The sequence below is a fragment of the Actinoplanes sp. NPDC051470 genome (assembly GCF_040682035.1).
Lineage (GTDB): Bacteria > Actinomycetota > Actinomycetes > Mycobacteriales > Micromonosporaceae > Actinoplanes.
This window is the reverse complement of the sequence record NZ_JBFBAA010000049.1, coordinates 1-22420: the sequence shown is the minus strand read 5'-3', so window position 1 is coordinate 22420 and position 22420 is coordinate 1. Positions and strand designations below refer to the sequence as shown.

Genomic DNA, 22420 nt, shown 5'->3' with positions numbered 1-22420 from the left:
CGGGAGTGGTCAGGCCCCCTCATCGGATCTTCCGCCGAGGAAGCGTCGGTTAGTCGGCGTAACTGCGGTCGGGGGCGTCGAGCGTGCTGCTTGTGACCGGTGCGCGGGCTTTGAGTCGTGACGGCTAAACCGCAGCGTTCACGTGGTCTTGTAGGACCAGGTAGACCGCCCGGTGCATTACGAGTTCCGCGTCGGCGACAGCCAACGCTAGCGATTCGGTCGGCATTCCGGACAGCCGCCGTAGTCGGTTGTAGGGCTGGCCGACACCATGGATCTCGGCGCTGCGTGCCCGGTAGATCTCGGCCATGAAATCGCCGATCTCAGTCGGGCCTACGGCGACCTGCGGGTCGTTGCCGAGCAGCTGGGCGGCCCCGGCTGCGATCTTGTCTCCCTTGGTCGGCCCGGCGAGATTTCCACGCTGGATGAACAGCGCCTCGGCGGCGATCGACAAGTCGATCAGCCGGTCGCTGTCGTCATTCCTCGTGCCCGCGATGACAAGGCGCCGGATCGCCACCTGCAAGGAGCGGTCCTGCTGGACGTCGGGCAGGCGAAGCGCCAGGTAGACAACGCGGACGGCGTCGGCGTCATCCGGCATGAGGCGAGTCGGGCGGGCATTGTCCGCCGCCGCGAACGACGTCAGCACTGCCCGCGCGCCGCGCAGGATGGGGAACTCGTCGTCGTCCTGTGCATACATTGGGCGGGTGGTGATGGCCGAACCGCCGCAGACGATCCGCAATGCTGTGATCAACCACGAGGCGGGCTCCAGCAGGGTCGGAAACGGTTCCGCGTCGGCCGGTATCACATCGACATGGCCGGCCACCACCTCCACCACGCGCGACCGGGTCAGAGCCCACTGATCCAGGCGGGAGATCTGCGCTCCGTTGACACTGCTGGCGGCGACTCTTGGCACGGCGAGTGCGCTGATCGCATGATCCATCTGGCCGTCGCTCATCGGCTGCAGTATTAGTCCGTCGGGCAGTTCCAGCCGAGGCAATGCCGACTCGAAGCCGTTGAGTGGCAGGAACTCCATCATCGTGATCGTGGTAGCGCCGAAGCCGAGCTCGAACTGTCCGTACACTCGCCGGAAGACGTCCGCGCGGCACTCGTAGCTGCCGGTGGACAGCACCATCGGCTCGATGACGTGCTGGATGAACAGCCAGTCGAAGTTACGACCGGTCCGGGACACCATCGTCCCGAGCAGGGCGTCGATTCGGGGACCGCGCACAGGGTCCGCGGCATAGGAGGCCCGAACAGCTTTCATCTCTGGGAAGGTGTCGAGCCAGCCGACGATCGGAACGTACGGCGGCATCAGCCAGGCGCGCGGACGCAGGCCGACGAACGACTCCTGTCCATAGCGCCACCAGTGCTTGTTGTCAGGGAGCCGGTCGATCCGAGGCGACTCCTCATCGCTGGCGAGCCTACCGAGAACCGCTCGCACCAGCGGTTCGACTGCTGCTACCCGCTGATCAAAACCCTGGCTGTCCACGCCGACCCCGCCTCTTGTACGTCCCTCTCGGGACGGCCAGCGCGGTGCCAGCCCTACAGGATCGTGGACGGCTGCCGACCGCGCAAACACTTTCGTCTCGGCCAGGTGCCATTCGGATCATGCTTCAGAACCTGAAACCACCAGTTTGCCTCCGACGTCGACCGGTGCACGAATCGAGATTGAGCGGCGAGCGAAAGAGGTTCCTCCGCTGGGTTGTGTTGCAGCTGTTCGCGGGTGCTGCGTTCGACTTCCCAGCGATGACGAGCCGCATCGGTTCGCCGTAACCGCCGGTGATGGCCTGAGTTTGCAGCCACTCGCCGCACGCCTGGTGCGGTCATCGCGATCGGCCGGGTCAAGGAATATAGTCCGCTTCCTGAGGGCCAACTACGAATGCCACGCTATGCCTGGCTCGAGTCACCGCTACGTAGAGGCGGTCAGGTGCTCGCCGAGCTGAGAGGTCCGCGGTCTTCAGGTACTTGATCATGGGCTGCGTGGGGAAGATCAGCACACGATCGAAGGTGCTGCCCTTGGAAAGTCCGATGTTCATGGCCGGCAGTCCCAGCGTCGAGGCTGTGACGCGGTCCCGGAGAACCTTCGGTGAGTACTTGGCGACGTAGGCGGGCACGTCATCCCTGGAGACCTTGAAGATCCCGTCATGGCCGGTCTCCGTCAGGTTCCGGGAGATGGTGGCGGGCATCGCCGGGTAGAGCTGGTCGGACCAGTCGCAGATCGTCTGGTGGCATCGCCAACTCTCGGCGCGCATCTCAAGGTCGCACGTGCGCTGTCGTTGGTTGATCCAGTCCATGATTCCGGCGCCGCGGTACTTCTTGTTCCGGGGTCCGTTGTTCGTGGCGAAGGTGTGCTGGCGGGGATCCCCGACGACGGTGATCCCCATGGTCGAGGCGAACAGTTTGTCGACGAAGTCGAGGTCGTAGCCGACGAGGTCCTGGAACTCGTCGATGTAGATGTCGTCGTACATCGCCTCCAGACGGCGTATGACGGCACCGGCGGAGGCGTCGTCGGCGCGGCAGGCGAAGTCGGCGACCCCGTCGCGGTACAGGTCGCCGTTGCGGTCGAAGTAGTAGGCGAGGACGTTGTCGCGGCGGGCGAACCGCGACCGGCTGCCCTCGAAGTTCAGCGACCGGACGTGATCGATCCGGCCGGTGACGCTGTTCTGGAACGGGCGCGCCGCCTGGTGGATCAGGAACGGGAACCAGGTCGTGGCGGTGATGTGGCCGGGGATCACTCCGTTGATCTCCATGATCCGGCGGCGGATCTGGGCGAGGTTCTCCTGGGTGTAGGTCGTGATCAGCGCCCGACGTCCGGGGGCGGCCAGCGCGGCGTCGATGATGAGCTGGGTCTTGCGTGATCCGGCGGCGGCGATGACCGCGCGGTTACCCCCGGACGGCATCGCGGATGTACTGCGGCATGGTGATGGCCTGCTCGGACTCGAACACCGCCAGCGCCCAACTGGTCTTGTTCGCCTTCATGTGGTCGAGCATCTCCTGCCCGGTCTCGTACTTCTTGCCGAGGACCTCGTTCATGCGCTCGAGGCCGTTGGCGGCCAGGACCTGCGGTTCTAGGATCTTCTCGTCACCGGCGCCGACGTGGATCGAGATGAAGCTGTGGGAGGTGTACGCGACGTACTTCTGCCTCATTTTCGCGGCGTCGCCGTCGTTGTCGTTGACCACCGCGACGGGCTTGGCGAGCGGCACGGCGAGGTCGAGGAACCGGGCAGCCGACAGGCCGCGGACGTTGATCACGTCCACCCCGTCGGCGATCGGGTCGCGGCCGTGTTCGTCGTGATAGGCGCGGGTGACGATCTTCTCGTTCAAGGCGAGGAGGATCTTGAGGCTGCTCTGCTCACCCTTGCCGACGTAGGGGGAAGGGCAGCTCGTTGAGGTGCGGGACGAGGCTGCGTTCCCAGCCGGCCCGCTGCGAGATGTCGATGGCGAGTGTCAGGTCGCGGTCACTGATCTCACCGCGCTCTCCTGCCAGCTTGTTGTTGATCTCCTTCACCGGCCCCATCTCGCTGAAGGTCTCCCGCAGACTCCGATACGACCGGGACAATTCCACGCGTTCCCGCGGTTCCAGGCTGGCACCGATGATCGACTACAGGTAGGCGTCCGCGCCGTTCTGCAGCCGGATGGCTGTCGCGTCGATCAGCGAGGCGGTCGCCGGAACCCCGCGAGCGGTGACCGCCGATCCGGCGAAGTTGGACCAGTCGACCTGGTAGTACTCGGTGGGCACCCAGGTGATCTGCGCCGGATCCCGGACGTATTCCGCGTATTCGTCGAGGAAGTCGTCGTTGAAGGCGATGCGCACCTTGACACCCGGTGCGGCCTCGCGCAGGGAGTTGTTGGTTCCCTTCAGCGCCGCGAGATCGTCGGTGTCGTCGAAGTAGACCTCGATCAGGATCTCCGGCGGGATCGCCGTGCGACGAGAGCGCATCGCGGCGATGTACTGACGCGTCGCGTCGAGATTGATCAGGAACGGCGACAGTTCGGCTGCGATCTGGTTGCCCCGGAGCCGGCCGGTCAGGGCGAGGTTGATCGCTTCCAGGAGGTTGGACTTGCCGACGTCGTTGTCGCCGACGATCACGTTCATGCCGGGGTTCAACTCCAGCGTGAAGTCGCGGAACACCTTGTAGTTCTTGATGATGATCTTCTTGAGCACGGCGCGGCGACTCCCTGGCGCTCGGCGACGGTGGGATGCAACAGAGCTGGCGACTGACGAGATCACGAGGCCGGCACGCGCCCTGCTCATAGATCTTCATTAGGCCGCCCGGATCTTACCGGTGACCGTCACACGCCGTGTGCGAAAAGGAGGCTGTCCATTGTCGAAATCCCGGTGATGGGTCCTCTGCCTTGGAGCCGGTCGGCTCACCGGCGCCGGGAGCGCATACCCGATCGCGACGGCACGCCACGACGGCCGCCATCAACAGTCGCCGGCCGCCCGTTCCAGGCGCTGATACCGGCTGATCGACCTCGCTGACCTGACCGCCGAACCTGCTCCGCCTCGACGTAGAACGACCGTGCAGGACGTGACCAGGCGGCCAGGCCCGGCGCCAAGCGCCTGAACGGGTGCTGCCGGAAACGGCTGAGCCCGTTAACGTTTGTACATGAGGCCGACCATCGACAGGACGCACGCGTTTGCCACCTACGGTCATCTCTCACCCGTCGTTCATTGCCTGGTCGATCGCGACAGCCCGGCAACGTCCGCCGGTGGGGCACCGGCTCTCGCGGGCAGCTTGAACACCGCTTCTCGCCGACAACGGCAGTTAATCCCACTCGCTCCCGGCACTCCGGCATGACTTGGCGGCCGCCGTTAGGTGAGGCCCGACGGTTGCCTAATCATCATGCACCAACCTCGTGTCGGACGACGCGAAGACCACCACCGGACCGCCACAGAACCAGCGACCGATTTCAAAAACGGTGGGTTTTCAGTGAGCAAGTCTTCGCCTACGAAAAAGGTGACCTGCGTTTCCGCAGGTCACCGCCTACTTTTTGTCGGGCTGACAGGATTTGAACCTGCGACCCCTTGACCCCCAGCATTTAGAGGGCCCAGCGACGTGCTAACAAACGTTTTACCAGGTCACTGAAAAGTATACTCGGCCGAGTAAAGGGGTCCAACAACATCACCCTTCCGGCACCTCCCTCACCGTACCTGACCTGCGCCTTTGTGAACCTGCTTGCGTCAGCGTCATTCTCCCAGCGCTACGGCGGGCCGACGTAACCATGCTGACCGCCGCATTGCTCGTCGTGGCAGTTGTAGGCGCATTCACCTACTGCCAGACGCTACTTCCACGATTCTGACACGACAGAATTACGCCTCGTCATTGCGAAGCGAATAAATCCTCGAGCATCGCCATCGATCTGGCGGGAATCTCTTCATCGGGGAAGAACCTGCGGCAGAGTTGCAGTGCCGCCTCGACGGTCGAGATCCCAATAATCTGGGCAAGTGCACGGAGGTCGTCCTCGTCGCGGCCCCGGGAGGCGAATACCTTCATCGCGAACACATGCTCGGGAGACGCGGCCATCACCCGAATGCCGGGGTGGTCGAATACTTCGCGCTTTCCCGCGTCGTGCTGGTTGGAGACATACGCGCTGGCCTGATCGTTGAGCCACCACGGCGGTAAGCCCATCGCCTCCGCCACGTTGCGCGCTTCCTCCAAGACGATGCCATGCGGCAGGAACGTGGCATCCACGTCTCGTGTCACCCGGTCGGCGTCGTAGGCGAGCGCCATCGCGGCACCGCCGACGATGAACAGGTCGGCTACGACGCCTCGGCGGACCAGCCGGTCGCCGAGCGCTGAGAAGGCCCGCTCGAGTTCGGCTCTGCCGAGCAGGCCGTCATCGCTCACGCCGCATCCAAGTCCCGTACGGAAAGATAGACGCCGTGCTTGCGGAAGGCGGCCGGCGCCCAGACGAGCGCCTCCATGCGCTTGGACGGCAGCGTAGAGGGAAACCACGGGGTAGCGAGGATCCGAGGTCTCGACCAGCCGGGAGGCGCCAGGTCAAGTTTCGCAGCGAGGTGCTCCGCCAAGGCGCCGAGCAAGACGTCCCATCGCGTGTCGCCTGTTGCGGGTGGCTCATCCAGTAGCAGCTCGGCTTGTTTGTCGGCCTGTTCCCAGCGGTACTCCTCGAGGAACTCCCAGACGTGCTTCCACCGGATTTTCTCGTCGGGGTGTCGGGAGAGATGGCCGGCGAGATCCACCATCGTCATCGGTTGGTACGTCATGGTTGCTTGGACCTCTACCTCTCATGCTTCGCTCTGATCGATCTTACGAACCCGAGCCACCCGAATGTGCAGAACGCGGCCCTGAGGAACTCGCCTGAGTACCCACCAACCGGCCACCCGAGGTCCAGCCGACGGTCGGGTCTGCTGCCCAAGCTACAACCCGCTGCCCTTCGCGGACCGCTCGCCGGTTTCGGCGACCCGCGCATCGACATGCGGATGTCGGAGCCTGAGGTTGTTTGAATCCGGCTACACGTCTTCCGGGCCTCACCTGGCATGCATCTCCACGGTCTTGTCAAGCCCCGGGTTTGGTGGAGAGCTGAGCGGGTCGGCCAGGGCCGCGAACGCGGACAGGAAGAACGCGCGTTTCAGCTGCTTGTTGCCGCCTTTGGACGGGTGTTCACCGCGGATGCTGGTGCCCGAGCGGCGGGTGACCGGGGGCCAGGCCGGCGTACGCGGCCAAGTGGCCGGAGATGGGGAACACTGCGATGTCGCCAACTTCGAGCAGGATCCGGGCTGCGGTCCTGACCCCGACGCCGGGCATCGAGATCATTACCGAGGAGAGAGGGTGAGCATCGACCTCGACCTCGACGGCGACGGCGACGGCGACGGCGACGGCGATCTGTTCACGCTGTTTCAGCAGATCACGCGGGCTGTCGGCCAGCTTTGGCAGGATGGTCTCGGCCGCGGCGGTGCCGGGAACGACCACGGTTTGGGCGTCCAAAGCGGTGAAGATCTGCTCGACCAGGCGGTTGCCCATGCGCGGAGCTCACGGGCTTGACGACCTCGGTCAGCTTCGACCGGCCCGCCTTGCGCAGTCCGGCAGGCCCGCCGCACCGCGACAACACTTCCAGGACCGCCGGGTGCTGGACCTTCGGACCCAGAACACGTTCCAAGGGCGGATGGATCTGGGTGAGCAACCCGCGGATGCGATTGGAGACGCGGGTGACCTCATCGGCCAGGTCATCGTCGTAGCCGACCAGCATCTCTCGCTCGGCGAGAGGGTCATCGCCGGCGTCGACGCGGCTCAGCGTATGCGGCAGCGTCCGGGCGGCGTCGGTAATCACATAGGCGTCACGGGCGTCGGTCTTCGCGGTGCCCGGGTGCAGGTCAGCGAGCCGGCGCATCACCAGGCCGGGCAGATGGGCGATCTGCTGCCCGCACCCTCGAGCGACCGCAACGGGCAGCGCCCCGATCGAAGCGGGCTGGTCCACCACCCCCAGGATCCGGCCGTGCCGGCCGAGTTTGTCGAACAGCTTGCGCAACCCAGCCTCGGTGTTCGGCAACGCCGCATCATGCAGCCGCTTGCCCGCCGGGTCCAGCGCGACCGCATGATGGTCGCTCTTGCCGACGTCCAAGCCCAGGAATAAGCCGTACTCGTCGCTCACGTCTGGTCTCCCACCATGTCCATCATGGGCTCGGCCGCTGGTCCGAGCGTCGGACTGCCGGCAGCCACGCTACGGAGAGACCTACCCAGGATCGGGTGGCCGGGGCCCCATCAGCGGTCTCGCCGACGCCACCCGGCCCGGCGACACCCGCCCCGGATCATGCGTACGACAGGGGCACTAACTAAGTCAAACCGACCGAGCGACCGAGCAGCCCCCGGCTGGGGACGATCAAAAGGTAACGGGCGGAGCAGCTAACCGGATTACCGCCACCGGTCGTGGTCGCATATTGTCGGAGCGTGGGCGAGACGGACGAAGAGCTGGATCGTCTCGAAGCCTTCATCTATCTGACCGTGCCGGAGCGAGCCCACTACCTGGCAATCATGCGTCTCTTCACCAGGTCGCTGATGACAGATCTGTCCGCCCAGCAGGTCGCCGAAGAACTCTCCGCCAACGACCTCACTATCACGCTCGACACCGCGGTGAGCCGCCTCAACAAGCTAGTCACCTGGGGAAACCTCCTCCCAAGCTCCCACACAGTCCGGGTCAAGAGCATCGAGGAGTACCAGCGCACCCGGTCGCGCTTTCAACTGACGCCCCTGGGTGAGCGAGTACAGCGCCAAGCCGATGAGGTGCTGTCCAGCGCCGACGCCGCGCGGGAGATCAGCCGGGAGCTGCTGGGTCTGATCAGCCAGGGCCTGACCGACCTGGCTGGTCGTCTTGAACAGCCGGGCGGCATCGACACCGTCACGGCCCGGGAGACGGTCGCCACGGTCTTCGCCCAGTTCTGGACGTTCCGCGACTCGGTCCGCGATTTCTACGCGTTCCTCGGCCAGGTGCTCGCCCGCTACGACCTCGACAGCGCCGAATACTCCGGGTTCAAGGACCTCCTGCTGGATTACATCGAGTCGATCACCGAAGAGATCGTCCTGCTTACGCCCCGCATCGAACGCCAGCTCGACCGGCTGGAGCCGCTCCTGCCCGATCTTGTGACGATGCTGCGCGACGGTGGCCTGGCCGGGGCCGCCACCGGCCTTGGAGTCGCGGTGCAACACAGCCGCGGTCACGACCTGGCCGACTGGGCCGGGTTGCGGGCCTGGTTCAGTGATGTCGACGGACGGCGCAGTGAGGTGTCCCAACTGCGTGACGCGACCATGCGGGCGTTGCAGTCGCTGCTGGCGAACGCCAAGCGGATGATCCGGTCCGTCGGGCAGGGCGCTTCCCGGCGGCGGGAGCTACTGCGGCTCGCGGCCTGGCTGGACGGGGCCACCGAGGACACCGCTGCTGATCTCTTCACTTCGGCGTATGGGCTGTACCCGGCTCGCCACCTCGGTATCGCGTCCGATCCTCAGCTCGTGGTCGCCGCGACCACGAGCTGGTGGCCGACCCCGGCGGTCGAAGTCCCGGTGTCGCTGCGCGATCGAGGCGCCCGGGCCGCCCGAGGCCGAGTGTCCGGGATCGTCGACCGCAGCGCTCAGCGGCAGGCGTTGATCAACCAGGCGGAGGAGGAGCATCGGCAGCGCGCAGAGGCTGCCGCTGAGTTGCTGTCAGCGGCAGCGGTCCTGGGTGCGGTGCGGCTGTCCGAGCCAGCGATCCGCCTGCTGCTGGAGTTGATGGCCCAGGCTCTGGGCGCTGGCGATCCGGGACTCGGGAATGCGATCACCGTCAATCTGGATCTCGCCGTGCGCTGTGAGCTGATCAGCAAGCCACGTCACCAGATCACCCTACGGTCGGCGACCGGCGACCTCATAACGCAGGACATCGACATAGCTATCGCCCGGCTGGAGTCTGCCGTTGACTGACGACCACGACATCGCGCTGGACACCGAGCGTCGCCGGGCGATCCGCGCGCTGTTCGCGGCACCGCTGCTTTTGCCCGACAGCGACGACTTCGCCTTGGTGCGCCGGCACGCCGAGTGGTTGCGGACATGGTTCGGCACGTTCCTCGGCTATCGCCTCGTGGTCGAGGCCGGATTCGCCCGGCTTTTCAAGCCGGGACTGGGCCCGGGCCGGGGTCGGGCGCTGGAGCGTCCGACCGGGCCGTTCACCCCGCGGATGTACGCGTATCTCGCCCTGACGACGGCTGTGCTGCTCACCTGCCCCGAGCAGGTGCTGCTGTCCCAGCTCGTCGCGGACATCCGGGCAGCCGCCGTTGAAGCCGGCATCGACCTCGGCGACGTGCAGCGGCCCGCCGAGCGGCGCGCCCTCGGCGCTGCGCTGCGGCAGATGGTCGCGTGGTCCGCACTTCAGGAGGAGCAGGGCAGCGTGGCCGGATACGCCGACGACGACCAGGTGGAAGCGCTGCTCACGGTCGAGCGAGACATCGTGGCGCACCTGATGGCTACGCCACCCGGACGAGCCGCCACCCCCGAGGAGTTCGTCGGCCATGCTGCCGACCCGGGCCAGGGCGCTTCGCGGCACCGGGTGCGGCGGCGGTTGTGCGAGGAGCCGGTGATCTACGTTGACGACCTGACCGCCACCGATCGAGTCTGGCTGCGCCGGGAGCAACGCCGCGACGAACGTTCGTACCTCGATTATCTGGGCCTGCAAGCTGAATTGCGGGCGGAGGGCGCGGCTCTGCTCGACCCGGACGAAGATCTGTCCGATGTGGCGTTTCCTGGTAACGGCACTGTGGCCCAGGCCGCGCTCCTCGCGGTCGGCACCCTGGCCGAGCGGCTTCGCCCAGATCCCGGCGCTCTCACAGTGGGGGTGCCGGTCGCGGAGGCGCTTCTGGACGGCATTCTGATCGAGCTCACCGCCCGTCATGCCCGCAGATGGGCGGCCCAGTACGTCGCCGATCCGGTCCTGCTGCGCGAGGCGGTCGTCGCGTTACTCATCAGCATGGGCCTGATGGCCCGTTCGGCACCGACTGTGGCGGACACCGAATCGGAGGAGTCGGTGATCGCCGTCGAGCGAGCTGTGGATGCCCGCGGCCTGCGTGGCAGCGCACCTGACGGCACTCTTATCCTGCTGGCCGCAGCAGCCCGGTACGCCCCGACAGAGACGGCCCGCTGATGCACCCGTACCGATTCCGTCTGCACCGGGCCGGCATCGCCAATGTCTGGCAGTACGACGACCAGGTGTTCCACTTCGAGGACGGCCGGCTGCTGCTGCGCGGCAAGAACGGTGCCGGCAAGTCGAAGGCTCTCGAGCTGTTGCTGCCGTTCCTGCTCGACGGCGATACCAAGCGGCTGGATGCCACCGGAGGTGGTCGAACGACGTTCCGCTGGCTGATGAGCGAGGGCGCGACCGGCGTCAACCGGCAGGGCTTCCTCTGGCTCGAGTTGCGGCGCGTCGACGACCAGGGTACGGAGCTGTTCCTGACCCTGGGAGCGGTCGTGCGGTGGTCTTCGTCGACGGCCGAAGCGCGGTTGATGTACTTCATCACCCCGGCTCGGGTGGGCGCCGGCTTGGACCTGGTCGAGAAACATCAGCCGGTGCCGGTCGATCGGCTCCGGGAGATCCTGGGTGAAGGTGCCATGATCACCAGCGCCCGCGACTACCGGGCCCGGGTCGGCCGGGAGGTCTTCGGTATCACCGATCCCGGCCGGTACCGCAATCTTGTCCACCTGCTCTACCGCCTGCGGCGGCCCACCATCGGCGACCGGATCGAAGCGGGCCAGCTCACCACCGAGTTGGGCGAGGCGCTGCCCCCGGTCGACGACGAGGTGCTCGATTCGGTCGCCCACAACCTCGACGATTTGGAGACGGTTCGGGCCGATCTGGGCCGGCTGGAGGCCACTCACGGAGCCTTGTCCGAGCTTATGGGGGCCTACCGCAGCTATCTGCGCGGCGAGTTGCGCCGCCGGGTGCATGCGGTCGACGAGGCCCTGAGCCGGTTGCTGGCACAGCGGCGTCAGGCGGGTCAGGCCGAACGACAGGTCACGCAGGCGCTCGAAGCCGAAGAGCAAGCGCAGGCCGAGGTGCGCCGATGGGATCAGATCCAACGGCAATCCACAGCCGAGTTGCGAGCGCTCCGGGAGAGCGCCGGCTACCGGGCCGTTCAAGAGCTGGGGCAACGCCGTCTGGCGGTGCAGGCGCTTCTGGCGGCGGCCCGGTCAGCCACAGTGGCGGCGTCTGCGGATCGGCAGTCTCTGAACGCTCTGGTGGAACGCCTCCACGCCGAGAGCAGCCGGCTCACGTCCGCCGTCGCCCAGCTCCGCGAGGGCCACCGCCAGCTGCGAGAGCTCGCCATCGGCTCCGGAGTCGACGTCGGCCATGTTGGTGTCCAGCCGGAGCTGCGCTATATGGGCGTCCCCGACCACGCGTCCCTGGAGATCGTGAACCACACCCTGGCCGAGCAGGAGTTCCAGGAGCACCGCGCCCGCATGACCGCTGCGGAGGATGCGGTCCGCAGCCGCCGGTCGGCGGTCACCGATGTCGGCGAGCGGCTCGACGAGGCCAAAGCCGCCGCGGCGACGGCCTCCCGAGCCGAGGACGAGCGCGACCTGCTCGACGGCCAGCAAGCGGATGCTCGGGGCCGGCTAGAACAGGTGTCGGCCGAACTCGTCACCGCCGGCAGTCATTTCGCTGCCGCCGTACATCAATGGCTGACGCGGCCGTCGCTGGCCGACGCCGATCTCGTCGACGTCAGAGCGGCCCTGCTCACCGAGGACCCGATGCCGGCGGAGACGCCGGCATCGGTGCGGCAGGCGGCCGAGGCCGCCGCGGAGCCGCTGCGGGCCACCGCGGAGGCCCGGCGTGACATGGTGCGCGAGGAGCAGATCAAGTTCAAGAAGGACCTTGATTCCGTACGCGATGAGCACCGTCATTGGAGCGCACTGACCGATCCGGAGCCGCCCCGATCGCGGTTCCGCAGTGCCGAAGCCCCCGCCGGAAGCCCGCTGTTCCGGCTGATCGACTTCGCCGACCACCTCGACGATCGAAGCCGAGCCGGGTTGGAGGCGGCGCTCGAGTCCAGCGGCCTGATCGACGGCGTGTTCGCCGCCGACGGCACGGTGGTGGATCCGGCGAGCGGCGAGATCGTGTTGCGCCCGGCGCCACCCGTGTCCGGCGCCTCTCTGCGGGACGCCCTGGTGGTCGTTCCCGGCGCTGAACCAGTCGCCACCCTCCTGGCCGGCATCGGCTGGGGCTCGGAAAGCGCGGCGACGAGCTGGATCGCCGCCGATGGCCGCTGGCGCCTCGGCGTCGCGCACGGTGCGTGGAGCAAGCCGGAGGCCGAGTACGTCGGTGCCGCCAATCGGGAGGCCCTGCGCCGGCGACGGCTCGCCGAGTTGGAAGCCCGCATCGACGATCTGACCGCGCGGCTAACCGGGCTCCACGATCAGCTCGTCGCTGTCGACCAGCAAAGGCGTGAGCTGACTGAGACTCTGCGCGCGTTGCCCGACGGGATGGCGCTGCGGCAGAGCTGGACGCGCCACGACGAGGCAGAGAAGGCGGTGCAACGACTCGTCCGACAGGTCGCCGAGGCTCGGCGCCGGGCCCGTGACCTGCGTGGCCACGCCGACCAGCGATGGGCCACCGCCGAGTCGGCGGCCGCCGCTCATCTGTTGCCGACCGACCGCACCGAGCTCGCCCTCGTTGACCAGCGGCTGCGTCAGCTCGCCGCCGATCTACCCCGCCAAGGTCGCGACATCGGGCAGTTCGTCAAGCAACTCGGCCCGTACCGCGATCTGATCAGCAAGCATGGCATCGCCGTCGCACGGGCAGCAGAGTCCGGCGATCTCGCCGGTGTCGCCGCCGAGGACCATCTCGCCGCCGACCAGGAGCTCGCGGTGCTCGAGCAGTCCCTGGGAGTCGAACCGGCGGAAATTCTGCGGCAGGAGACCGCCGCCAAGACACGCGTACGGGACGCCGATCAGCGACTTCCTGCTGCCCGCCGGAAATACGAGGAGAGCCGGGATCATCGGGTCCGGACCGCGGAGATACGCGACCAGGACCGTCTCCGGCTGACCGAGCACGAGCAGGCTGCTCTGGAGGCGGGCACCGCGCTCCCCCGGGTGCTGGCCCTCCCAGGAGTCCGACCCGCGCTCGACCTGGCCGCCGATCTGCCCGTGGAGGTCGCGACGGGCACACCGCCCGAACGGATCCGGCAGCTCGACGAACTCGCCGGCCGGCTGCGGGACGCGCTCGGCCGGCCGCAGCAGGACCTCGGCGAGAATGGTCTGCACCAGCGATACACCGACGTCCGAGGCCGGCTGCCGGGCGGCTACGACCTGGTCTGGGAGGACCGCGACGGGGTGAAGGTCGTCGAGATCACCGACGACATCGGGCAACATCCCATCGCCGCGGCCACAACCCGGCTCGGTGCGGAACTGACACAAAAGCGCTCCGCCGTGGCCGAGCGGGAACAACACGCCTTCGAACGGTTCCTGCTCGGTGAGCTGGGCGACGCGCTGTCCCGGCAGATCCGCTCGGCCGAACGCCTCGTCGCCACCATGAACGCCACCCTCGCCGAGGTCCGCACCTCCCACGGCCTGGGCGCACGCCTGGTCTGGACGCTACGCGAGGATTCGGACGCCGACACTCGCAGCGCGGTGGCCCTGCTCCGGACCCCGCTGGACCTGCGGACGCGCGACAACAACGACCGCCTGCGGGAGGCCCTGGCCCGCCGGGTCGAAGACGCCCGCCGTTCCGACCCGTCCGCTGGGTACGCCGTCCACCTGCGGGCGGCGCTCGACTACCGCAGCTGGTTCTCGTTCACCGTCAAGGTCACCGACCAGGCCCGGCCGGACCGCGAGCGCACCCTGTCGGCCCGGACAGCGATGTCGCAGGGCGAGCAGCGCGTGGTTTCCTACCTGGTCCTATTCGCGGCCGCAGCCGCCCACTTCACTTCGGTCGGCGAGAGTTACCCGCCAGCGCCCCGCCTGATCCTGCTGGACGACGCCTTTGCCAAGGTCGACGAGCCCACCCACGGCCGGCTGCTCGGCCTCCTGGTCGACCTAGACCTGGACGCGGTGCTGACGAGCGAACGACTGTGGGGTTGCTTCCCGGAAGTGCCGTCGCTCGGCATCTACGAGTGCCTGCGCGACCCCGCCCAGCCAGGGGTAGCGACGCTACATTTCCGCTGGGACGGCCGACGCCGCACGGTGCTCGCCGAATGATTCCCAGCGGCGCCCTCACCTATCTGAAGTCTCCACAGCTACGGCTGCTCTGGGCCTCAGCCCACACCCGGCTGTCAAAGAACGGCCGCGTCGCCCGCGGCCGCCTAACCCTGACCAACCTCGACGACGCGCAGCGTGAAGCCTTCGGCCAACTCCTCGACCGCATCGTGGGCGCAACCCACACTGTGGACCTGTCTCAACTGGACCAGCAGTTGCGGGCCACAGCAGCCGGAACCGGCCTCCTCGGCGTGGTCGAGGCCGTCATCGGCCCGGTCCAAGATCGCCGTACGGACGCCGCGGTAGAGCGGGAACGGCGAGCCTTACTCCACGAGCACGCGAACGCCGCCCTGTTGGCTGCTGGCCTCGATGGATGCCCATGGACATCGGAATGGCTGGACCGGCTGTGGCGTCAGGGCCTGCCCGCACGGCTGCCCTCTGCAGACGTGCGCACCATCATCGGTCAAGCCGCCACAGCCCTCGGGCTGACCGTCGGCGCACACTCCCGCACCTGGTCCCGTGGCGAACTCGCTCAAGTCGTCACCGGAACCGCGCACGGCCTGGACGACGACACGACCTTGAATCGCCTGGTCCTGCGCGGCCTGGCCCTCGCCCTGACCGGCAGCACGGACATCCCTGCTGGTGCCGCCGAACGCCGTGCCCTGTGGGATGCCGCAGGCGTGGCCGGCGACACGATCGCCACCACGGTCCTGACCTACGGCCTTCGTCCAGACAATGTCCCCTGGCTGCACGAACGCGCCGAAGCCCACCTGACGTTACGAGAGGTGCGCCGGATCACCCCGCTCAGGCTCCCGCACCGAACAGTCTTCGTGTGCGAGAACCCCCGCGTCCTCGAAGCCGCCCTGGACAACGGAATCGTGGCCCCGATGGTCTGCACGATGGGCAACCCGACCACTGTGACCCTGGCCCTCCTCGACGCGATAACCACGTCGGGCCAGGTCCAACTGGCCTATCACGGCGATTTCGACTGGCCCGGCCTGGCCATCGCCAACCGCATCATGACGCGCTACCCCACTCGGCCCTGGCAATTCACCGCATCCTATTACCGAGCGGCGGTTGAGCAGGCGGCGGCGCGCAGCATACCCCGCCAACCGCTCACGGGTCGACCGGCTCATTCCCCTTGGGACCTGGACCTGGCCGAGGCCATGTCAGAACTCGGCATCTCGATCCACGAGGAAGCCCTGATCGAGAGTCTCCTGACCGACCTGCAGACGAAGAGCTGATCTCCCACTCCATCAAAGCGGGAACGACCTTGTCGAGCAGGTCGAAGCCGATGGTGTTGTCGGTCGCCGAGGCCGCGGTCACCACGACCGCGATGATCAAACCCAGGGCGTCTGCGGCCAGGCACCGCTTGCGGCCAGGCACCCTCTTGCCGGCGTCTTTCGTCGCCGCGACCCCACCGATCGTCGCCGCCACATCGTCTGTACGGCTACCTCGCCGAAGGGAGGGTAGGGCCATACATTCGAGCGTCGAATCGGTTATGGCGCCGACGGCCTCAGCCGACTCCATCGAGCAGTCAGGTGGTCTCCATCGGCGCCGACGGAACCGCCCTGATCATCAGGCGGGCCTCACGATGAGGTTGCCACCAGCCGGTGGTAGATGGCGCGTACCGGGGACCAGGTCCACTTGCATCGGCGCTTCGAATCATCCCTCTGAGCGATTTGATGCTACCGGAAGGGCTAGGGGGAAGCGCTGAACCAGTTGACCTCTCCCCTATTGGCGTACACGGCGGCGCCGAAGCCGAGTAAGGCTCGATTTATGGCAAGCATAGAGATTCGAGGTAATTCGTTCTGTGTCCGCTGGCAGGCGGGGCGCTCCGGCGCCAGGCAGTGCTGCACGTTCCGCGGACCATCAATGGTGAAGGCGCTCGCCGCTCAGCAGTTCGTCCAGGCGAAGCAGCATCGGGTGACCGGTGTCGAGGTGTACGCGGCGATCGACCCGCGTGCGGTCAAGGCCCATCTTCCGGTGCCGACGCCGCTGCTGGCTGATTGGATCGAGCGGTGGCTGCTCCGGAAGATCGACGTCGCGGCGTCCACGCACGCCGAGTACGCGCGGATGCTGCGCCGGCGGGTGGTGTCTGACCTTGGGCACCTCCAGGTCGGGGAGATCAGCAGGGCTGATCATCTCGACGATTGGAAAGCCGGCCTGGCCCGCACGCTGAGCCCGGCGACGGTACACAAGCATTGGGCGGTGTTCAGCGAGGTGATGCGTGACGCCGTGCCGCGTTACCGGCTGGACAACCCGCTGGCCCGCCCGGCCGGGCAACGCGGCAACGGCCTTCCCCGTCTGCTGCCTCACCAAGCGTGTTTCCTCACCCCAAGTGAGGCCACGATCCTGGTGGACCACTGCCGACCCGAGATCCGGGATCTCGTTAGGGTGGTGCTGGGGACTGGCATGCGGCTCGGTGAACTGCTCGGATTGCGCGCCGGCGCGGTGAAGCTCGGCGGGAAGACACCGTTGGTGCGGGTGGAGCACACCTTGCAGCGCGGAGGGCGTTTCAGCGTGCCGAAGACGGCGGCGGCATGGCGTTCGGTCGGGCTCGCGCCTAGCACCGCCGCGCTGCTGGCACACCTCCGCGTAGGCAAAGGATCCGACGAGCTCATCTTTCCCGCTCCGGAGGGTGGCCCGTGGGATGCCAACAACTTCCGGTACCGGTTCTGGCAGCCATCGGTCGTGGCGGCCGGCCGTTGCGAGCAGCACCCTTCGGCCGGCGGCGCACGCCGATCGGCGGTCTCGACGTGCGGCTGCGAGAGCCGGCTGCACAAGGTCCCGCGGTTTCACGACCTGCGGCACTCGCACGTCGCGTACTTGATCGACGCAGCCTGGGACTTCTACATGATCCAGCTGCGGTTGGGCCACGCTTCGATCAAGACCACGTTCGACATCTACGGCCATCTGCTCCCGCACGGCGAGCACCACCGGCTCGCCGATCTGGACGAGCGGCTGCCTCGTACGGCATGCGTCGCCGTAAGGGCTGTGCGTCGGGTGGGCCTTCGCGCTGGGTCACATGCGACGCCGACCGCCTATCGACGGAAGATAGGCGGCGGCGCCTGGCGCTTCAGTCGAAGTGGCTGGGGTCGACGTAGTTGTCCGTAGCCCGCAGGTAAGGCACCATGCGGGTCCATTCCCTGAGCAGCTTTGCCGCGTGGGGACCGCGGAATGAAACCAGCATTGAGGCAAGACGCAGCTTAGTTTGGCGCCTTCCGTCGGGGCGCAGGCCCAGACCCAGGTGTGGCGACCAACCTCAGCGCATCCGGGTAACGGCAGCTTCCCGCTAATTCCTTCGACCTGAAAGTAGATCGATGGTTGTCGGCGTGGCCGGCTGTGTCGGCCACGCCGGTTCGTCATCATGGTCGATGACAGGAAGTCGTTGTAGCGCAAGGGATTGCGTGATGCTGCGGACTCGGAATGTGCAGCCGTCGTTGTGGGAGTCGGTACTGCCGGAGGTGTGCCTGCGGCTGCCCGTCGAGCTGGAACGCGTCGATGCGTGGCTGGACGAGCGGTTCTTCGCCCCGTTCGTGCCGCACTTCTCGACGCGGATGGGCCGGCCGAGCATCCCGATGGAAACCTACCTGCGGTTGATGTTCCTCAAGCACCGCTACCGGCTCGGTTATGAGTCGCTGTTCGCCGAGGTGACCGATTCGATCTCGTGGCGGCGGTTCTGCCGCATCGACATCGACGGCCGGTTGCCGCACCCGACCACGTTGATGAAGCTGACCACCCGGTGCGGGGACCAGGCGATCACCGCGCTCAACGAACAACTGCTGGCCAAGGCGACCGAGGCCCGGGTGGTGAAGACGGGAAAAGTGCGCGCCGACACCACCGTGGTGTCGGCGAACGTTGACTACCCCACCGACACCGGGCTCCTCGCCAAGGCGGTGACCAGGATGTCGCGGATCGTCAAGCGGATCCAGGCCGCCGGTGCCGCGCCACGCACCGCGTTCCGGGACCGTAGCCGGGCGGCCGGACGGTGGGTCCGCGCGATCGCAGCCCATCTGCGTCTGCGCAACGCTCAGGCCCGCGAGCAGGCGCACGCCACCGTCACCAGGATGACCGGGCATCTGGCCGGGCTGGCTCAGCAGACCTCCACCGAGGCGTAAGCGGTGTTACGCAACGCCCGCCGAGTCCTGACCCGGGTAACCGGGCGGTCACGCGGACAGCTCCGCCGTGCCATCGACGAACTCGCCGTCATGATCCAGCGCACCGGCATCGTCATCGCCCAAGCCCGCCTACGCCTGGCCGGCGGTAAACCCGACGCCGCGACCCGCCTGGTCAGCCTGCATGATCCGGACGCCCGCCCGATCGTCAAGGGACGCCTCGGCCGGCCCATCGAGTTCGGCTACAAAGCGCAGATCATCGACAACATCGACGGCATCGTCCTGGACCACACCGTCGAGCAGGGCAACCCGGCCGACGCACCACAACTGGCACCCGCGATCAAACGGATCACCAAACAGGCCGGCAGGACACCGCAAGCGGTGACCGCAGACCGCGACTACGGCGAAGCCGGCGTCGAGGCCGACCTACTCGACGCCGGCGTGACAACGGTGGCAATCCCACGCAAAGGTCGATCCGCGACCGCCCGGTCAGAGGGGCGAAAAACGCCGGCGTACAGCGTCTATCGCCCCGGCTTGAGGGGGGATCCTCAGAGGGCGAGCGACGCGGTCGGCAGCACGTCGAACGCGAGCCGGCCGTAGTCCTCGGCCAGGATGTACGGCGTGAAGAACGGATGCCGGGTGCCGACGGCGACGTCCCGCCAGAATCGCTGCAGAGGGTTGTCTTCCACGAACCCGCTCGCCCCGTGCAGGTCGAGCAGCAACTCCATCGCCTCGCGGCACTCCCGGGCCGCCGTCGACAGCTCGACACGCAGCTCGACCCGCTCGGTCACCGGCAGTTCGCTGCCCGGCGGCAGCCCGTCGACGACTTCGGCTACTCGGACCGTACGCCGCATCGCGGTATCGGTGCGCTGCCGCGCCTCGGTGAACCAGTACCGCCCGAGCGGAGAGTCCGCCACCCGGGCGTAGGTGGTCATGTACGGCGCCCGGCCGCCGGCGATCGCGTCCGCGACCAGGTCCAGCGCCCCGCGGGTCGCCCCGATCATCGGGGCGAGCGCCGTCAGGCCGCCCGCGAACATCGACTCCGGCGGGATCGGCCGGAAAGCGTCGGGGAAAGTAACGAAACCGTCCGGCACGAAAACTTCCTCGGCCACCAGAGTATGGCTGCTCGTACCGCCGAGACCGGCCGCACGCCAGGTCCGATCCACCGACAGGTCGGAGAGCGGCACCAGAGTCATGGCCGGCACCGGTGTCGCAGCGTCCGGCAGCGGCACCGTGATCATGGCCAGGGACGCCAGCTCCGAACCGGACGCCATCGCCCACCGCCCGGAGACCCGCAGACCGCCGGGCACCCGCACGCCGCTGCTCCCCCGTGACGCCACCTGGGTGGCGCAGAACACCGCGTCCGGGTCGGCCAGGACGGCGTTCTGGGCCGCGTCGGGCAGCATCAGCCGGGCCACGCCCTTGTTCGCGGCGTTCAGGCCGACGACCCACGCGGTGGAGGGGCATCCACGCCCGAGCTCGGCGAGCACCTCCACCTGCGTAACCAGATCAGCCTCCGACCCGCCCGCCGCGCTCGGCACCGTGAGCGCGAACAGTCCGGCGGCCCGCACCGCCGCCACGCTGTCCGGCGCCGGCGTCAGGTCGCGTTCGGTACGCTCCGCGTTCTCCAGCAGTGTCGGCACCGTTTTGCGGGCAGCATCCAGCAACAACTCATTCATAGCGGTAAATTTCGTCCTTTGCGTGAGGAGCAGCGTCAGCCCGGATGGGCACGCTTTGGGCGAGGTGTGGCGTCAGCCCGGATGGGCCCGCCGAGCGCGGGTAGCGGCCAGGCGTACGGCGTCGACCGAGCCGGGCTCCGCCGTGTACACGATCGCACGGAGGTCACCCTCGTGGATCGTCATGATGTCGCAGTCGACCGTGAAGTCCCCTACGACCGGATGGCGCTTGGTGAGCCGATAGCGCCGATCCTGGTGGTCCGCGGGCGACTCCCACATGGCGGCGAACGGTTCACTCGCCGCCATCAGGTCGGCGACCAGGTCCGTCACCCAGTCGTCGTCCGGATACCGCCGGGCGGTGACCCGCAGGTCGGCCACAATCGCCTGCTGAAAACGTGCTTCAGTCGCAGACCCCGCGCGGCTCCATCCCTCCTTGCCGTTGAAGGCGCGCCAGGCCAGGTTGCGATCCCGGCCGTCGACCAGCATCGAGAAATAGCACATCGCCTCACAGGCCGCGTTCCAGGCGAGCAGTGTCCAGGCGGCGTCCAAGACGCAGATGGGCACGTCACCGAGCCGGTCGAGCAGGTGCCGCGCGCCGGAACCCACCTCATGAGGCACACAGCCCGCGCGCGACGGCACGTGCCCGGCGAGCGAGCAGAGATACTCGTACTCCGAGCTGGACAGGCGCAGGGCCCTGGCGAGCGAGTACAGCACCTGGGCGGACGGTCGCCCGTGTCCTTGTTCGAGGCGCTTGACGTACTCGGCGGACACACCGGCCTCGGCGGCCAGCTCGTCTCGGCGCATCCCGGGCGTACGCCGGCGTGCCACCGAACGCAACCCGCTCGGCGGGGTCGCGCGCTCACGCCAGCGCCGGAGCGCGACTCCAAGATCGTTACCTGAGGCCACCCAAGAATGATCTCTCATCTCCAACGTTCCAGCCTGGCCCGAAAACTACCAGCCTGCCTACCGGGCCAGCAGGCCGATACAGGGGCGCGACGAGTCGAGGTCGGTCACGCCGATCGTGATGTCGATGATGGTTTGGCGGTCAGCCCGGGACGGCCGTACTGCCGACATGGTGGACCCCACCGGCGATATGAGGCGTAGTCCGGCCTCCACACTGCCTACGCCAGAACCCAGGTTCGCTGGCACGAGGGACAAGCCTCGATGGCAAAGGACAAAGCCGTCCAGGTGGGGCGGTCTCAAGCCATCAGAATCAGCCCTGCACGGCTCAACGGATCCGTACATCATCATCTGGCACTTCGTGCTCTGGACCGGACTGGCCATCATCACCTGGCGCACAGGCGGGCTCGAGATCGCGGTCAGGCTCCACGCCGTACTCAACACGTTCAGCTTGATCCTGGCCACATCCCTGCGGGTAGATCTCGGTGGTGCACTGCAGGACCGCTCTCAGCCGGCGTTGGCACGCCGTACCAGCTCGTCCCCACCGTCACGGTCATCGTCATCACCGCCATCGTCTGGTGGTGCACCCGAAAGACAGGACCAGCACTCACCGTGGGCCCTGTCCCCGCCACTCCGGTTTGCAGCGCACGCAGGTGCCCGAGCAGCATGACTAGCCCTTGAGCAGGTCCTCGAACGAGGTGGTCGGCAGGAACGGGCCGGCGACGACGGCCGGCTCGCGGCGTTCCAGCTCGGTGGCGAGCTCGCGGGCGGCCCGGTCGATGCGGGAAGGCAGCGAGGTGTCGTTGCCCCAGTCCTCGGTCGCGGCGAACACCGAGGTCGGCGTGGGCGCGGCCCGCAGATGGGCGAACAGCGGCCGGACCGCGTGTTCCAGCGCCAGCGAGTGCCGCGCGGTGCCGCCGGTCGCCGCGAGCAGCACCGGCTTGCCGTCCAGCGTGCCCTTCTCGAGCAGGTCGGCGAACGACTTGAACAGCCCGCTGTACGACGCCTGGAAGATCGGCGTCACCACGATCAGGCCGTCGGCGGCGGCCACCGCGTC

15 protein-coding genes and 3 pseudogenes are annotated in these 22420 nt (G+C 67.5%); 6 read left to right on the top strand and 12 right to left on the bottom strand.

All coding sequences use genetic code 11. The features are described from left to right. Positions 1-124 precede the first annotated feature (124 nt). The 8 genes and pseudogenes from AB0M54_RS44840 to AB0M54_RS44805 form a co-directional block, all read right to left on the bottom strand. Positions 125-1486, bottom strand: a complete 1362-nt coding sequence (locus tag AB0M54_RS44840) for a hypothetical protein (protein ID WP_364478882.1) — start codon at positions 1484-1486, stop codon at positions 125-127. A 352-nt stretch (positions 1487-1838) separates the two neighbouring features. After that, on the bottom strand, positions 1839-2897 hold the full coding sequence (locus AB0M54_RS44835) for a UvrD-helicase domain-containing protein (protein ID WP_364478879.1): 1059 nt from the start codon (positions 2895-2897) through the stop codon (positions 1839-1841). After that, on the bottom strand, positions 2881-3321 hold the full coding sequence (locus tag AB0M54_RS44830; RefSeq protein ID WP_364478877.1) for a TOPRIM nucleotidyl transferase/hydrolase domain-containing protein: 441 nt from the start codon (positions 3319-3321) through the stop codon (positions 2881-2883). The genes AB0M54_RS44835 and AB0M54_RS44830 overlap by 17 nt, the downstream gene beginning before the upstream one ends. 28 nt (positions 3322-3349) lie before the next feature. Then, the gene (locus tag AB0M54_RS44825) at positions 3350-3505 is read right to left on the bottom strand and encodes a hypothetical protein (RefSeq protein WP_364478874.1); all 156 of its coding nucleotides are present in this window, start codon (positions 3503-3505) and stop codon (positions 3350-3352) included. A 93-nt stretch (positions 3506-3598) separates the two neighbouring features. Next, positions 3599-4162: an AAA family ATPase gene (locus tag AB0M54_RS44820; protein WP_364478871.1), complete on the bottom strand. Its 564-nt coding sequence runs from the start codon at positions 4160-4162 to the stop codon at positions 3599-3601. Between the two features lie 1159 nt (positions 4163-5321). Further along, a complete protein-coding gene (locus AB0M54_RS44815; RefSeq protein ID WP_364478868.1) occupies positions 5322-5849 on the bottom strand; it encodes a DUF6036 family nucleotidyltransferase in 528 nt (175 codons plus the stop codon). Beyond that, complete coding sequence (locus AB0M54_RS44810) at positions 5846-6226, bottom strand: hypothetical protein (RefSeq protein WP_364478865.1); 381 nt, start codon at positions 6224-6226, stop codon at positions 5846-5848. Before AB0M54_RS44810 ends, AB0M54_RS44815 begins: the two co-directional genes overlap by 4 nt. 315 nt (positions 6227-6541) lie before the next feature. After that, positions 6542-7611, bottom strand: a pseudogene (locus tag AB0M54_RS44805) (IS110 family transposase); the annotation flags it as partial. Positions 7612-7907: 296 nt separating this feature from the next. On the opposite strand from AB0M54_RS44805, the gene AB0M54_RS44800 reads away from it, so the two are divergent. The 4 genes from AB0M54_RS44800 to AB0M54_RS44785 are packed head-to-tail and all read left to right on the top strand — an operon-like array spanning position 7908 to position 15913. Further along, positions 7908-9410, top strand: coding sequence for a TIGR02677 family protein (locus AB0M54_RS44800; protein WP_364478862.1), 1503 nt, complete (start codon positions 7908-7910; stop codon positions 9408-9410). After that, positions 9403-10623 carry a TIGR02678 family protein gene (locus tag AB0M54_RS44795; RefSeq protein WP_364478859.1) on the top strand — a complete coding sequence of 407 codons (1221 nt, stop codon included), beginning with the start codon at positions 9403-9405 and terminating at the stop codon, positions 10621-10623. The genes AB0M54_RS44800 and AB0M54_RS44795 overlap by 8 nt, the downstream gene beginning before the upstream one ends. After that, positions 10623-14672 (top strand): TIGR02680 family protein, encoded by a 4050-nt coding sequence (locus AB0M54_RS44790; RefSeq protein ID WP_364478856.1) that lies wholly within the window; start codon positions 10623-10625, stop codon positions 14670-14672. The genes AB0M54_RS44795 and AB0M54_RS44790 overlap by 1 nt, the downstream gene beginning before the upstream one ends. Then, positions 14669-15913 (top strand): TIGR02679 family protein, encoded by a 1245-nt coding sequence (locus AB0M54_RS44785; protein ID WP_364478853.1) that lies wholly within the window; start codon positions 14669-14671, stop codon positions 15911-15913. Before AB0M54_RS44790 ends, AB0M54_RS44785 begins: the two co-directional genes overlap by 4 nt. A 31-nt stretch (positions 15914-15944) precedes the next feature. On the opposite strand, the pseudogene AB0M54_RS44780 reads toward AB0M54_RS44785, so the two are convergent. Continuing rightward, positions 15945-16070, bottom strand: a pseudogene (locus AB0M54_RS44780) (transposase); the annotation flags it as partial. Between the two features lie 474 nt (positions 16071-16544). On the opposite strand from AB0M54_RS44780, the gene AB0M54_RS44775 reads away from it, so the two are divergent. Both AB0M54_RS44775 and AB0M54_RS44770 read left to right on the top strand, forming a co-directional pair. After that, positions 16545-17786: a tyrosine-type recombinase/integrase gene (locus AB0M54_RS44775; RefSeq protein ID WP_364478850.1), complete on the top strand. Its 1242-nt coding sequence runs from the start codon at positions 16545-16547 to the stop codon at positions 17784-17786. A 296-nt stretch (positions 17787-18082) separates the two neighbouring features. After that, positions 18083-19387, top strand: a pseudogene (locus AB0M54_RS44770) (ISNCY family transposase). Here the strand turns inward: AB0M54_RS44770 and AB0M54_RS44765 are convergent. The 3 genes from AB0M54_RS44765 to AB0M54_RS44755 form a co-directional block, all read right to left on the bottom strand. Beyond that, positions 19336-20466 carry an acyl-CoA dehydrogenase family protein gene (locus AB0M54_RS44765; RefSeq protein ID WP_364478847.1) on the bottom strand — a complete coding sequence of 377 codons (1131 nt, stop codon included), beginning with the start codon at positions 20464-20466 and terminating at the stop codon, positions 19336-19338. The pseudogene AB0M54_RS44770 and the gene AB0M54_RS44765 sit on opposite strands and share 52 nt — an antisense overlap. A gap of 72 nt (positions 20467-20538) precedes the next feature. Further along, positions 20539-21369: a helix-turn-helix domain-containing protein gene (locus AB0M54_RS44760; RefSeq protein WP_364478844.1), complete on the bottom strand. Its 831-nt coding sequence runs from the start codon at positions 21367-21369 to the stop codon at positions 20539-20541. A gap of 664 nt (positions 21370-22033) precedes the next feature. Continuing rightward, positions 22034-22420, bottom strand: a 387-nt coding sequence (locus AB0M54_RS44755) for a CE1759 family FMN reductase (protein ID WP_364478841.1), incomplete at its 5' end; no start/stop codon positions are given.

What these genes read in the sequence shown, in the direction of transcription:
- AB0M54_RS44835 (WP_364478879.1), bottom strand. Translation starts at nt 2,897, where the DNA reads ATGCCGTCCGGGGGTAACCGCGCGGTCATCGCCGCCGCCGGATCACGC.
- AB0M54_RS44810 (WP_364478865.1), bottom strand. Translation starts at nt 6,226, where the DNA reads ATGACGTACCAACCGATGACGATGGTGGATCTCGCCGGCCATCTCTCC.
- AB0M54_RS44790 (WP_364478856.1), top strand. Translation starts at nt 10,623, where the DNA reads ATGCACCCGTACCGATTCCGTCTGCACCGGGCCGGCATCGCCAATGTC.
- AB0M54_RS44785 (WP_364478853.1), top strand. Translation starts at nt 14,669, where the DNA reads ATGATTCCCAGCGGCGCCCTCACCTATCTGAAGTCTCCACAGCTACGG.
- AB0M54_RS44775 (WP_364478850.1), top strand. Translation starts at nt 16,545, where the DNA reads ATGGTGAAGGCGCTCGCCGCTCAGCAGTTCGTCCAGGCGAAGCAGCAT.
- AB0M54_RS44765 (WP_364478847.1), bottom strand. Translation starts at nt 20,466, where the DNA reads ATGAATGAGTTGTTGCTGGATGCTGCCCGCAAAACGGTGCCGACACTG.